General features: G+C 71.8%; 16 protein-coding genes. 2 read left to right on the top strand and 14 right to left on the bottom strand.

The window, feature by feature from the left end; all coding sequences use genetic code 11:
• From ACIRRS_RS35185 to ACIRRS_RS35125, 13 genes are all read right to left on the bottom strand, one after another.
• Window positions 1-542 (bottom strand): phosphoadenosine phosphosulfate reductase family protein (locus ACIRRS_RS35185; RefSeq protein ID WP_402980031.1); only part of this gene is annotated, 542 nt, incomplete at its 3' end.
• Window positions 539-1,129, bottom strand: a complete 591-nt coding sequence (locus ACIRRS_RS35180) for a hypothetical protein (protein ID WP_402980029.1) — start codon at window positions 1,127-1,129, stop codon at window positions 539-541. The genes ACIRRS_RS35180 and ACIRRS_RS35185, both read right to left, overlap by 4 nt.
• Before the next feature lie 110 nt (window positions 1,130-1,239).
• Window positions 1,240-2,022, bottom strand: coding sequence for a PP2C family protein-serine/threonine phosphatase (locus ACIRRS_RS35175; RefSeq protein WP_402980026.1), 783 nt, complete (start codon window positions 2,020-2,022; stop codon window positions 1,240-1,242).
• Window positions 2,023-2,147: 125 nt separating this feature from the next.
• On the bottom strand, window positions 2,148-2,417 hold the full coding sequence (locus ACIRRS_RS35170) for a hypothetical protein (protein WP_402980023.1): 270 nt from the start codon (window positions 2,415-2,417) through the stop codon (window positions 2,148-2,150).
• Window positions 2,418-2,433: 16 nt separating this feature from the next.
• Window positions 2,434-2,868, bottom strand: coding sequence for a hypothetical protein (locus tag ACIRRS_RS35165; RefSeq protein ID WP_402980020.1), 435 nt, complete (start codon window positions 2,866-2,868; stop codon window positions 2,434-2,436).
• Window positions 2,869-2,900: 32 nt separating this feature from the next.
• Window positions 2,901-3,092, bottom strand: coding sequence for a hypothetical protein (locus ACIRRS_RS35160; protein WP_402980017.1), 192 nt, complete (start codon window positions 3,090-3,092; stop codon window positions 2,901-2,903).
• 200 nt (window positions 3,093-3,292) lie between these two features.
• Window positions 3,293-5,338, bottom strand: coding sequence for a plasmid transfer protein TraB (traB, locus tag ACIRRS_RS35155; RefSeq protein ID WP_402980014.1), 2,046 nt, complete (start codon window positions 5,336-5,338; stop codon window positions 3,293-3,295).
• Between the two features lie 134 nt (window positions 5,339-5,472).
• Complete coding sequence (traA, locus tag ACIRRS_RS35150; protein ID WP_402980011.1) at window positions 5,473-6,105, bottom strand: plasmid transfer protein TraA; 633 nt, start codon at window positions 6,103-6,105, stop codon at window positions 5,473-5,475.
• 22 nt (window positions 6,106-6,127) lie between these two features.
• Window positions 6,128-6,667 (bottom strand): hypothetical protein, encoded by a 540-nt coding sequence (locus tag ACIRRS_RS35145; RefSeq protein WP_402980003.1) that lies wholly within the window; start codon window positions 6,665-6,667, stop codon window positions 6,128-6,130.
• A gap of 18 nt (window positions 6,668-6,685) precedes the next feature.
• Window positions 6,686-7,045, bottom strand: coding sequence for an RRQRL motif-containing zinc-binding protein (locus tag ACIRRS_RS35140; protein WP_402979998.1), 360 nt, complete (start codon window positions 7,043-7,045; stop codon window positions 6,686-6,688).
• 64 nt (window positions 7,046-7,109) lie between these two features.
• Window positions 7,110-8,612 carry a DUF2637 domain-containing protein gene (locus tag ACIRRS_RS35135; RefSeq protein WP_402979995.1) on the bottom strand — a complete coding sequence of 501 codons (1,503 nt, stop codon included), beginning with the start codon at window positions 8,610-8,612 and terminating at the stop codon, window positions 7,110-7,112.
• 101 nt (window positions 8,613-8,713) lie between these two features.
• Complete coding sequence (locus tag ACIRRS_RS35130; protein ID WP_402979992.1) at window positions 8,714-9,103, bottom strand: WhiB family transcriptional regulator; 390 nt, start codon at window positions 9,101-9,103, stop codon at window positions 8,714-8,716.
• Window positions 9,103-9,360 carry a hypothetical protein gene (locus tag ACIRRS_RS35125; RefSeq protein ID WP_402979989.1) on the bottom strand — a complete coding sequence of 86 codons (258 nt, stop codon included), beginning with the start codon at window positions 9,358-9,360 and terminating at the stop codon, window positions 9,103-9,105. Before ACIRRS_RS35125 ends, ACIRRS_RS35130 begins: the two co-directional genes overlap by 1 nt.
• Window positions 9,361-9,787: 427 nt before the next feature.
• Between ACIRRS_RS35125 and ACIRRS_RS35120 the strand changes: the two genes are divergently transcribed.
• Together ACIRRS_RS35120 and ACIRRS_RS35115 are read left to right on the top strand one after the other, a co-directional pair.
• Window positions 9,788-10,582: a GntR family transcriptional regulator gene (locus tag ACIRRS_RS35120; protein ID WP_402979986.1), complete on the top strand. Its 795-nt coding sequence runs from the start codon at window positions 9,788-9,790 to the stop codon at window positions 10,580-10,582.
• A 154-nt stretch (window positions 10,583-10,736) separates the two neighbouring features.
• Window positions 10,737-11,033 carry a hypothetical protein gene (locus ACIRRS_RS35115; protein WP_402979983.1) on the top strand — a complete coding sequence of 99 codons (297 nt, stop codon included), beginning with the start codon at window positions 10,737-10,739 and terminating at the stop codon, window positions 11,031-11,033.
• 60 nt (window positions 11,034-11,093) lie between these two features.
• Here ACIRRS_RS35115 and ACIRRS_RS35110 read toward each other — a convergent pair whose 3' ends face one another.
• Window positions 11,094-11,711 (bottom strand): YdcF family protein, encoded by a 618-nt coding sequence (locus ACIRRS_RS35110; RefSeq protein WP_402979980.1) that lies wholly within the window; start codon window positions 11,709-11,711, stop codon window positions 11,094-11,096.
• Window positions 11,712-12,335: the final 624 nt, after the last annotated feature.

Below are 12,335 nucleotides of genomic sequence, written 5' to 3'. Positions count from 1 at the left end.
CGGGTGCGGCCCTGGTTGCCGATGATGCTCCGTCGGAACGTCATCAGCGGCTCGTCCTTGAGGTGGCGGTACATCACCTTGTGCCCGGCCGGGCCGGGAAAGCCCTTCCACACAGGGCGGACACCGGCGTTGGGGCCCGTAGAGGCGATGACGCGGCCCATGACGAGGTCGGCGTAGGAGTGCTTGGGGTGCAACTCGTGCAGGGGGATGTCCCAGGCGGCGGCGACGTCCCGCACGTGCTGGGTGGTCTCCGGGATGCCGGTACCGGTGTTGACGTGCAGGATCGCCTGGTAGCGCTCGCGCATCAGGTGCATGAGGTTGACGGAGTCGTTGCCGCCCGAGAACAGCCCGAACACCGCCTCAATCGGGTAGGTGGCCAGGGCCTCATCGAGGATGGCGTGCGAGCGGGCGATCGCCTCGTCCAGCGTCAGCGCGACGTGCTCACCATCAGCCGCCTTCGGCGGGGTCTTGGGCAGCAGGTCGGGCATGCCGGGGAACATGTCCTCTACCTGGCGAGCCTTGCGCGGGCTGCGAGCACTCATCGGGCACCGCCGAGCAGATCGGCGACGAGCGGGGCGAGGTCGCTGTTGGCGTGCTCGGCGAGGACGGCGACGGCGGCTTTGGCCTCGTAGGTGAGGGTGCGGCCGGGCCGGGCGCTGGTCGGCCGTACGAGGTGGTGCGCGGGAACGGGCACGGTGACCTCGGTGGTGACCAGCAGCGAGGCGTGGTTGTCGCGGTAGGGGCGTTCGAGGTGCGGCCACGGCTCGTCTGGTCGCTCCCACGGGCTGCGCTCCCAGTCGGCGAACCGGCCGGTGGGGCGGCGGTTGAGAGCGGCGTGGCGCAGGGCGATGCGGGCGCGCAGGTGGAGGCTGCCGTTCGGGTCGGTGACCGGGGTGAGGTCGAGCAGGTCCGGGCGCACGGCCACGTAGCCCGGAGCCATGACCGGGGTGGTGGCGGTCCGCCACGCGATGACGGCGAACTCGGCCGTCGGCAGCGGTTCCCCGTCGTAGTGGAAGCACTCGGCGGACTTGGCGAGGTAGGCGCCGTAGCGGGAGTGGCCGTCGCTGGCGGTCTCCCGGTCGCGGATGTCGTCCACGAAGGCGAGCGTGAAGCGGTCGAACTCGGGCATGCTGGTCCCGTCTCTGATTGGGATGCACGACCCCGCACCGGCCGCCTGTCTTGGCGGATCGTCGGCCGGTGCGGGGTTCCGTGCTGTTCGGGGGGTGTCCGCTGGTCGGGTCAGCGGGTGGGGTTCAGGTCGATGACCAGGACGCTCGCGTTGTCGGGCCCGTCCGGGGCGGGGTCGGTGCGCACGGCGAGGTCGGTGAAGCGTCGGGCGACGGTCTCGGGGTCGCCGGCGAGGAGGGGGGTCAGGATGCCCGACCCTTCGCGGTGCCGGTGGGAGCCGTCCGGGCTCGGCGGGGGCAGGGCCCCGAACGTCTCGTGCGGCAGGTAGGCGCCGTCCGAGGCGAGCACCAGCCGCCGCAGGTCAGGCCGGGGATCGAAGTCCACGGTGACGGTGTCGACCACGCCGGTGAGGAAGCACAACGAGGACGTCAGGTGGTCGTGGGCGTCGGGCTCGGGCCAACGACCCTCGCGGCGCTGCTCGGTGGCCTTGTTGTGGTCGGTGGTGAGCAGTTGGACCCGGTCCCGTTCGGCGAGGTAGGCGCGGCAGTCTCCGGCCCACGTGATGTTCAGGCGGCCGGTGGGAGTCAGGACGGCGACGATCGCGGCGGCGTCCGGCGGCCAGTCCTTCGGGTAGTCCATGGTGGCGCGCTCGGTGTGGAAGGCCGGTCGCAGTCGCTGGATCGCGGCGTGGCCGTCGCCGAGTTCGGCGGCCAGCTCGGCGAGGGCCGGCGCTGCGCTGCGGGTCCAGGCGGCGGTGTGCTCGCGGTCGCCGATGCCGTCGAGCAGGACCCACGCCCGGTGGCCGGTGTCGGGGTCGTCGTGGTGGGCGGTGGCGTCGGCCTGGTGGGTGCGGCTCCCGATGTGCTGGGAGGCGGTCTGGTTGGTGGTGAACACCGGTGGTGTCTCTCCTCGTGCTGCGGGCTGGACGGTCCAGCTCCCCTCACCGCCCACTCGTGCCGGGTGGGCGGATCAGGCAGCCGCCGTAACGGCGGCGCGAGGAGTGAGGCCAACTTCGTTGGCTAGAAGGGCGGTTCGCTGCTGTAGACGGGCTCGGTCCAGCCGAGCCAGCGGCGGGCGATCCAGTGCGGGACGGGCAGCAGGTTCCGGGAGCGGTCGGGGTTCCAGCAGAGGCAGTAGTAGGTTTCGGTGCCGCCGTACTCGCCGTTCTCGTCGCCGTAGTCCTGGTCCCAGCCGCCGGCGCCCTGGCAGCTGGGGCACTTGGGGTTGGGGGTGTCGGTCAGGCGGATCGAGGGGCGGGGGTAGGTGGTGTAGCGCAGGCGCGGGCGCATCTGGGTTCCTCCGGGGTCAGCGGTTGCGGTTGGTGACGTTGACGCTCACGTTCACGGCGCCCTGTCCGCCCCGGCCCCCGCTGCCGTTCTTGAGGAGGTAGAGGACCCCGAGGGCACCGACGAGCAGGCCGAGGCCGGTGGTGGCGGCGGCGAGGGTCTGCAGCAGGAAGCCGAGGCCGAGGCCGCCGGCACCGACGCCGATGCCGCCGGCGAGCAGGCGGGCGGGCCATGGGTCCCTCGCCGGGGCCGTGATCGGGACCGGCAGGGGGGCGGGGGTGTGCGGGGCGGGCAGGTAGGCGACGGCGGGGTGGTGGATCGGGGCGGGGAGCGGTGCGGGCGGCTGGTAGAGGGCGAGGGGCGCCGGGGCGGGCTGGGTGGCGTAGTAGGGGGTGCCGTCCTGGGTGTAGAGCACCGGGGCGGTGAACGGCTGCGGGTTGGCGGTGTGGTCCACGGTGCTTCTCCTGTCGGTGGGCTGGCGGTGGGTCAGTGGAGGGTGGAGAGGTAGTGGGCGATGGAGGCGAGGGCGCTGTTGACGGGTCCGGCGAGGCCGGTCCCGGCGACCGTGAAGCCGGACAGCCAGACCAGGACGGCGCTGCCGGCGCTGACGCGCTGGGCGCGGACGAGCGCGAAGGTGGCCACGCCGAAGACGAGCGCGGCGGAGAGGGAGACGATCACGGAGAGGGTCCTTCCGGTCGCCCCGGGGCGGCTTCCGGGGCGCAGCCAACGGGGGCGTGAGGGCAACCAAGATCAGGTGCCAGAACAGGTGACAGAGGGGTGACAGTCGCCGACTGTCACCCCTTGCGCGCACGCGCTACCTGGGGAAAACGGCCCGGGGTGACAGTCACCGACTGGCGCCTGTCACCTGACAGTCGGGCTCAGGCGGCGGCCTGCTGGAGCGGAACGATCTCGTAGCGTCCGGCCGTGTCGGTCTCGCGCAGACGGCCCTTGATGACCATCTCGGAGACCTGTCCGGAGACCCACTGGCGGGAGCGGTGGAAGCGGTCGCAGTGCTCCATGAAGTCGACCGGACCGATCTCGGTGCAGCCGGCGGCCTCGAACTCGGCGAGGATCTCGGCCATGGCCTGCCGGGCCTCGTCCTGACTGAGCTTGGTACGGGGCGGGATCTCGGGCGGGGCGATCTCCACCACCGTTTCGACGGGCGGGAGTTCGGCGTCCGGGTCGATCCACTCGTCCTCGCCGTCCTCGTCGGCGGTCAGGTCGTAGTCGTAGGACACGGGGGTGTTCTCCTCCTGCTCGTAGATCCCGCCGTCCTCGTCGCCCATCGGTGCGGGGAGCGGGTATCGGGTGCGCTGGGTGAAGGCGGTTCCGGCGGCCTTGGCGGCGGCTGCGGCGGTGACCGGGTCGCACTCCGCGCGCAGGTGGGCGAACTCGGCGATGTTGCGCGTGATGGCGTCAACCGGGGTCAGGTAGGCGCGGCCCGGGGTGGCCCAGAACGTCTCCGGGATGCCGTTGGCGGTCAGGTAGGAGTAGCCGGGGCGCTTGTCCTTCCACGCCTGCGGGGACGCTCCGGCATCCATGGCCTCGTCCGGGAGAGCGAACATGGCATCCCGGTCGTCACGCAGGCCGAACACCCAACTGGAGCCGAGGGAAGCGCGGGTGTCGGTGCTCATCTGGTTGCCGGAGGCGCGCTGGAGAGAGATGACGATGCTGATGCCAGCGGAACGGGCTTCCTGGGCGGGGCCGGTGAAGGCGTCCTCGTCGATCTCCCGCAGGGTTTTGGCGGACTCCTCGGACCAGTAGAGCAGGTAGGGCATGCCCGGGGAGCCGTCGGCCTGGACCTCGGCGCAGGCAGGTTCCCACTGCTTGTAGCCGTACTTCGCCAGCCAGGACGTGCGGGCGGGGATGACGGCCTTGAGCGCGTTGACCATGGCCTTGGTCGACTTGATGTCGAGCGCGGCCCAGTCGATCGCGGGCAGCAGCGGGCCGAGGGTCTGCTCCGCCTTGGCGGGGTCGGACGCCCACACGATCACGTCGCGGCGGGTGATGACCTCGGTCAGCGCGGTGAGGCCGCCCTCGGACTTGCCGCTGCCGGTCATCCCCATGATCAGCAGGTGCATGGCGTTGCGGCCGGCCCCGGGGTCGCCGGGGAAGAACATCGCCATGTCTGCGCCGTCCTCGTAGATCCCGACGTGCACCGGGTCGGCGATGGAGCCTCCCGGGTAGGACGGGCCCGGGTACGGGGCTCCGGCCTTGAGCAGGTCGTTGGGCACCACGGTGAGCACGGCCCTGGACGAGTCGTCGGCATCGGGGGTCATCCGCACGGCGTTCTTGGCGACCTTGAGCGCGCCGGCGAGCCTGGGCAGGGCCTTGGACACGTCGTCCGGGGTCAGTTCGCCGCCGGGGAGCTGGAGGCCGAACGTCGCCTTGTTCGGCTGCACCGTTGCGCTGGTGACCATGGTCTTGGCCAGCCCGACCTTCTCCAGCAGACCCTTGTCCGCGCCCTCACCGGCACCTTCGGGGTTGACCCGCAGCAACTGGCGGATGTTCCACGTCGTGGCGAGCGCCGATCCCCCTATCAGGTAGAGGCCGGGCAGGGGGCCGGAGACGGGTCCGGCGAGGGCGGCGGCGGTGAACCACGACGTCCCGGCCGCGACCGTGATGGCGGAGTGGAGGCGGCGCTGCTGGCTGGTGGGCTTGCCCGCCCACCAGGTGGCGGCGGTGAGGCCGAGGGAGGCGAGGGTGAGCCCGACCGCAGCAGCGGCGGACTCGCCCCACATGGCGTGCGCGGGCAGCGAGAGGATGCCGGTGCCGGCGGCGACGATCCACGGCGGCAGGTAGGGCTTCATGCGGTGGAGCAGGTACTCGCCGACACCGCCGGCGTGCTGGTTGGGGTCGAGGTGCAGGTACCCGGCCTGCTGGCCGGTGTCGAAGTGGGCGACGGGCTGAGGCTGGCGGCGCACGGGCGGCCTCCCTGGGCAGCGCGGGAAGGGGAGCGGGGAGGGCCCGGCCGGGGCAGCGCGCGGCACAGCTCACCCGGCCACATGAGGGGCGGGGGGCGGTGCGCGCCCTGCCCCGGCCGGGGATCAGAGCGGGATCAGCCGCCGAAGTCGAACTTGCGGCGGGGCTGTCGGCGGGGCTGGGCCACGCGGGAGATCTCGGGGTCGTACTCGCGCTGGAACGCGGCGTAGGTGCGGGCGATCTCGGCGGCGCAGTCCTTCGCGTCGTCGGCGGCCTTCTTGAGGTGCCTGGCCACCCGGCGGGCGCGGGTCAGGGAGCCGAACGGGCGGCCGTCCGCGTCGGGGACCTCCTTGAGCACGGCGTTCAGCAGCTCGTAGGCCATGGCCAGGTCGAACGAGACCCGGGACAGCGCGGAGCGGCCCTGCTCGCAGTAGTTGCGCACGTCCTCGTTGGTGAAGAAGTCCGGGTCGCCGAGCGGGGAGTAGGCGGCCCCGCCTCCCGCGCCCCGGCCGCCGCCGGAGGGCTGGCCGATGCCGCCCGCCTGGGAGCCGCGACCGCCCGCGTAGCCTCCGCCCGGGGCTCCGCCGCCGGCGTACCCGCCCCCGCCGCCGGAGGTGTTGCGGGTGTAGTTGAAGTGGTAGCTCGGGCCGACGCGGGTGCGGGAGTTGCCGCCGCTCGGCGGGGACGGGGTCTTGCCACCGCTGCTGCTGTTGCCAGAGCGGCGCGGGGGCGGGAAGGGGCTGCTCGGGCTGCCGGAAGGGGTGCTCATCTGTGCTGCCTCCTAAGGGAGTTCAGGACTGCTGGGAGTCGAGCGGGGTGGTGGCGGCCTTGCGGCGGCGCTGCCACCAGAGCGTCTGCGCGGTGGCGGTGCCGGCCAGCCACGCGACGGCGAGGAGGCCGTTCACGGGGCCGAACCAGACGGCGAGCGCGGACCAGGCGAGGCCGATCGACCAGGCGGCGACGGAGCGGGTGCGGGCGCGGGCCTTGCGGCGAACGGCCGAGCGGGGGTGGCGGTGGACGATCAGCGCCCATCCGGCGGGGAGCAGCACCGCCGGGACGGCGAGGGCCAGCGCGGCGGCCGGGGCGGCGGACAGCACGCCCGCCGCCGCGAACACGCCGATCCCGGCCCACGTCGGCGCCCACGCGACCCGCCTGCGCCAGAGGGCGCGGCCGGTCGCGAGCGCCAACCGCCCGACGAGGGAGGGCTGTTGGGGGACGACGAGGACGACCGGGGCGGTGCCCCGGCCGAGGTCGACCACGTGAGCGGCGGGCGCTCCCCGCCGGCCACGCTGTGCGGGTATCTGGACCTTGGTGGTGCGGACACGAGCCATGGCGAACCTCCGGACGGGCTAGATGTCGTCACAGGTCAGGCAGGTACTGAGGTGCGCGGGCAGGACGTATCCGGCGTCCCTCCCGCAGGCGGGGCAGGTGCGGCGCGCGGCGTTGGCCTTGGCGAGGGCGGCGGCCCGCGCGGGGGTCATCGGCCGCACGGGCTTGGCGAGGGCGAGGCGGTAGAGGAATGCCGGGCGGGTGCCGCCGTAGCGGGAGCGCCACATGACCTGTGCGGCGACGTCCTGTCCGCCGGGGCGTAGGCCCTTGGCGCGGAGCTGACGGCGGGTGAAGTACCCGGCCGGGGCCATGCGCCACGGGTAGGTGGGAGTGCCGCCGTGGCGGGCGCCCTCGGGGTCCCAGTGCCGGGGGCGGCTCACCGCTCACCGTCCGGGGCGGGCAAGCGGACGCGGGCGGTGTTGTGGGCCTCGGTGCTGGTGCTGGTCACGCCTGGGTCCTTCCGAGGTTGTAGCCGGAGATGAGCAGGTCGGCGGCCTCCGCGCGGCGCCCCGAGGCGGTGGCGAGGGAGACGTCGAGGGCCTCGGCGATGGACTGGAGGGAGACGGCCTCGGCGTTGCCGCCGGCGGCGAGGATCATCCGGGCGACGCGGCGGGTGCCGCGCTGGGCGGGGGTCAGCTTCGCCGCGTCCTCCGCTTCGACCGCACGCAGCTCTGCTTCAGCCGCGCGACGGCGGGTTTCAGCAGCACGCAGCCGAGCCGCTTCGGCGGCATCTTCGGCGTCGGCCTGGGCGCGCTTGGCGGCGGCGGCGTCGCGCTCGGCTTCGGCCGTACGGCGGCCCGCTTCAGCGGTGGCCTCCTCGACTTCAGCGGCAGCCTTGGCCGTTTCAGCCGCACCGAGCCGGGCGGCCTGGAGGGCCTGCTCGTCCTCGGCGCGGGTCCGCTCGATGGCCACCGCCTCACGGTCCGTTTCAGCGGCACGGCGCCGGGTTTCAGCGGCGGTCCGCTCCGTTTCAGCGGCGGCTCGGTCGGTTTCAGCGGCGCGTTGGCGGGCTTCGGCGGCGTCCTGCTCGGCTTCGGCGGCGGCCAGTTCCTCCGTCGCCTGGTCGAGCCGCTCGGCGGCCTCCGCCTCCCGGCCAGCGGCTACGGTTCGGGCCTGGGCCTGGGCACGGGCGGAGGCCGTATCGGCGTCGACCTCGTACCCGGCGGCCTCCACCCGGCCCGCCGTACGCAGGCTGGAGATCTGCGCGTCCGCAGCCCGGGCCTCGGCCCTCACGCCGGCCTCGGCTTCGAACGCGGCTGTGCGTTCGGCTCGTCGTCGGGCGCTCTCCTCCGCCTCGATCGGCAGGGCGAGGGCCTCGTCCACGGAGAGCCCGAAGCGCTCCATGGTGAGGGGAAGGCGCTGGTCAGCGGGGGCTGTCTTGCGCCAGTTGCGTCCGTGCTGGCGTTCCAGCATCACCCGGTAGACCAGGCGCTCGCGCTCCAGCTCCACCGCCCGACCGTAGGAGGTGATGCCGTACAGGCGCATCCGCCGGAACATCATCCAGGACGGCCACGGGGCGAGCAGCCAGCGGTGCAGCGGAACGCCGTCGCGCTGGTGGCCAGCCTCGATCCGGGTGATCCGGATGACCAGGCGCCGCCCGGCCTCCACCACCGCAACGAACATGACCGGGATGACGGCGTGCATCGCCGTGCCGGTCGGGTTCTTCAGCAGCGGCCCGGCGGAAGCGGCGTTGAAGTAGATCGTCGCGCAGGTGAAACCGTGGGCCAGCAGCCGCAGCATCGGCCACGGGGCGCGCTTGCGGATCAGGTGCAGGTCCATCGCCAGCAGGGCCACGATCCCGGCATCCACACCGACCGGGAACGCGTAGCTGAAGTCCCCGAACCCGTGCCTGAACCCGAGGTCCCGCAGCGCGTTGTAGGAGCCGCTGAAGCCGATCCCGGCGAGCACCGCACCGCCGAGCGCGGCGAGGACCGTCAGCCCCAGCATCAGGGCCTTCGCGCCGTCGACCCGCGCGGTTGAAGCGGTCGGCCGCGCCGTTGAATCCGGGGCGGCCGGGGTCGAAACGCCCGTGGGCGCCGCCATCGTCGTCACCCGACACTCCCGGCGTTCGCCCGGGCCCGGTCGCGGGCTGCCCGCCGCAGCAAGCTGTTGCGCTCGTCTGCGTTCAGGCCGCCGAAGATCCCGTAGGGCTCCCGGCGGTCCAGCGCCCGGCCGAGGCAGAGCAGACGGACCGGGCACCCGGCGCAGATCATCTTGGCGCGACGCTCGGACCACTCAGCCGTCGCGAGGGCGGCCTCCATGTCCTCGGCGTCCTCGTCGACCTCCGGGTGGAACAGGCTCGGATCGACACTGGCGCAGGCGGCGCCGCGCAGGTCGCCGTCCGGGTTCGGGCGGTACTCGGCGAGCACGGTGGCCGCCGGACGGGCCCGGTGCGGGTTGCGGATGGCGGCCTTGAACCGCCGGACCTTGGCGCTCATCAGGCCGCCGCCTTCCAGGTCCGCACCCGGGAGCGCTCGGCGGTGTGCATCAGCGCGGACCCGAAGCCGGCCGCCGGGCCGTCCAGGTCCCGCAGGATGTCCCGCGCGGCGTCGAGCCGAATCAGGCGGTCCTCGTCCGACTCGTCCTCGCTGCCGATGAACAGCTCGACGTCGATGCCGACACCGAGCGCCAGCTCCATGAACTCCAGGGGCGTCAACGCCTCCTGGCCTCCGACGTACAGTTTCACTGGGTTCACCTCGTCAGATGGTGGGTGAGCCCGCAGAGCCGCCGCGCACCCGGCCAAGGACAGCGCGGCGGCTCGTTGCATGCAGGCCCAGCTACTCGTCACATCACGAGCAGCCATGGCCCCCGACCCGACCGACGAGCGGACGGATCGGGGACCAAAGACACTCGAAACGCTGCGGACGTCACCCGGTCCGCGCGGGGACGGGGCTGAGCCCCGTCGTGAAGCACTCTGTTGAGTTCTCAAAGGTCGAGCACTGCCTTCGGGGGGCTGTCACCCCACCCCTCCGGGCGCGTTTGTGCAGGTCAAAACAGGCCCCATGAGGCCTTTTGCTTCACAGTCCTGGGACTGCGGCGCTGATGAAGACATTGCCCCACGCGCCAGAGGATGTCAACAGTCCTGGGACTGTGCTTCACTGGCGGTGGATCGAGGAGGTCACATGGCGCCGAAGTGGCGAGAGCTGGCGGACCAGCTGGCAGAGCAGATCAGAAACGGTGAGTACGCCCCAGGGGAGCCGCTGCCGCACATCCGCGCCCAGGTCGACGCGGGCAAGGGGTCGAAATCCACCGTTCACGCGGCTTACAAGGCCCTGGAGGCGGAGGGGCTGGTCATCTCGTCACGCGGGCACGGGACCCTCGTCCGGGCGCAAACTCCGCTCAAGCGGATCGGCATCGAGCGCTACGACAAGGTCAAGTGGCGCGACGGGGATGAGGTCGCGTTCGTCGCCGACCGCGTGGCATCGGGGCGGGCATACCGGCGTGGCGAGCAGACCCAGACCGTCTCTCGCGTCGTCGCCCCGCCTGCCGCCGCTGCGGCTCACGGCCTGCCGGCCGGATCGGAGGTGTACGCCCGTGCACGACTGGTCAAGGAGGGAGAACAGCCCACCCACACCCTGACCAGCTACTACCGACCCGAGCACGTGGAGGGGACGAGGATCGTTGACCCGACCCCCGGCCCGGCTGGCCGTGGCGGCGGCTTCCGGGTGCTCTACGACGCGGGATACGAGATCGATCACATGCGGGAAGAGATCTTCGCTCGCGCCGCTACGCCGGATGAGGTGAAGGTGCTCCAACTTCCCTTTGGCGAACCGGTCGTAGAGCTTCACCGGACCACGTACACCGCCGACGGCACGGTGGTCGAGTTCGCCATTGGGGTGCACGCCGCTTCGTACTTCGCCTGGCAGTACGACTTCCAGGTCCCCGACTCCAGCAAGGACCGGCAGAAAGACAAGTGACCTCCCTCGTCCCCTGGGCCCCTAGAGTGGCCAGCAAGCAGCCGACCAACTCAGTCAGGAAGGTAGCAACGTGCCGAGTGAAGGCAGGCCCCGCGCGATCGACACCGCGACGATCGGCACCCCCGCCGACGTCCCACCTGCGAGCATCGGGGACATGGCTGACCGTCGCGAGCGGCACAATGCCCGGCTGACTGGCACTGGGACGGCTTGGGGTGCCCCGGAAGCCCCTGATGCCATCGCCGCTCTAGCCCTGGGTGTGGCCATCACTCAGGCCGTGGCAGCAGGGCAGCCCCTCCTCGTTCGGGAGGCCCTGCGGCATGGGAGTTCCTGGGAGCAGATCGGCGCCGCCCTCGGCACCACTCCGGCTGACGCTCGCGCGCTGTACACGGCGTGGTCCGAAAGCCTGGACCCCAAGGAGCGAGAAGCGGCCGACCAGCTAGCCGACCAGTGAACAGCCGCGCCCCCCGAGGATCCTCCGGGGGCGCCGCTCTTTGCCAGTCAGCCGGGAAGGTCAGCTGCGGATCAGACGGCTGTCGAAGCCTGCTGCGCTCAGGCGATCGAACGCGGCCCGCACGTCGTCCGGCACCTCCTGCGGGATGGTGAAGCCCTTGTCTGAGTAGAGAATCACCCGTTGCAGAGCCCCAGTGAGCATGTCGATGATCAGCTTGGCATCGCCGATGCCAGCGATATAGTCGCGGAACTCCACCGGCTCCGAGGCGCACACCACCTCCACCTCCGGCCACAACTGGCGGAAGGTCGCGAAGGACCGCCGTTCCTCGTACGGCTTGCAGACAACGAGCACCGAAGAGACCGGGATCCGCGCGGCGGCCAGTACCTCACGCGAGAAAGCGACGTTCTGGCCGGTGTTCGCAGCGTTCGGCTCAACCAGGATCGCCGAGTCGGGGACGCCGAGCTCCATCGCGCGTGCTCGGTAGTGAACGGCCTCACCCTGCGGGAAGCGGGCGGCGGTCGTCGGGCTGTTCCCTCCAGTGAACACCAGCACCGGGAACAGGCCGTCGTTGTAGAGCTCCGCAGAGTGCGTCGCCACTCCCAAGTCGTGGCTGCCCAAGCCGATCCCAGCCGAGCACGGCTTGAGCGTGTGGTGCATCAACTGGTACTCCCAGATCATCTGGGCGTCGCTCCACTCGCGGGGGGAGATCCCTCGTTCTCCGCAGTCCCTGTCCGTCAACTCGCGCTCCCTTGGCTACCGCGTCCTGTGCAGCCGCTTCCAGCCGCGTGACCACCGTATTCCTAGGCCGATGATGGTCTCAGTTCTGGTCTCAGCGCGCCCGTCAGGCGGCCTTCTTCGTACCGCCCGACTCGCCCGACTCGTCGTCGATGGAGGCTTTGAGCTGAGAGTCCTGTGGTGTCGGGCCCGGGCCGTATGGGCGCTCCGCTGGGGCCGGTGCGGGACGTGATGCTGACATCGCTTCCTGACATCAACACGCCCGGACGCCGACACACCTGCGCGTCCCCGTGAACACTCGGCGTTGGCGGGCGGGATGCGTTCGGGCCGGTCCCCAACGGCCGCGTTCGATCTTACAAAGCAGATGTCGGCGGTTCGAAACCGTCCGCGCCCACCCCCTGAACGGACAGATCTGAGGCTGCGGCCCAGGTCGGGAGCACTCTCCCGGCCTGGGCCGCAGCCGTTTGTGCATGTGCGCCAGAGCCTCGCCGGGGTGGGATGGGGGCTGTCGCGCTGATGTGTCTCCGAAAATTCTCCTAAACGATCATGGGCCGGAAGCCCCGCAGC

Origin of the sequence: Kitasatospora sp. NPDC101183, from assembly GCF_044767945.1 — a bacterium.
Classification (GTDB): Bacteria; Actinomycetota; Actinomycetes; order Streptomycetales; family Streptomycetaceae; genus Kitasatospora.
Note: the sequence above shows the minus strand (reverse complement) of the source record. Positions and strands in the feature narration are given on the sequence as shown.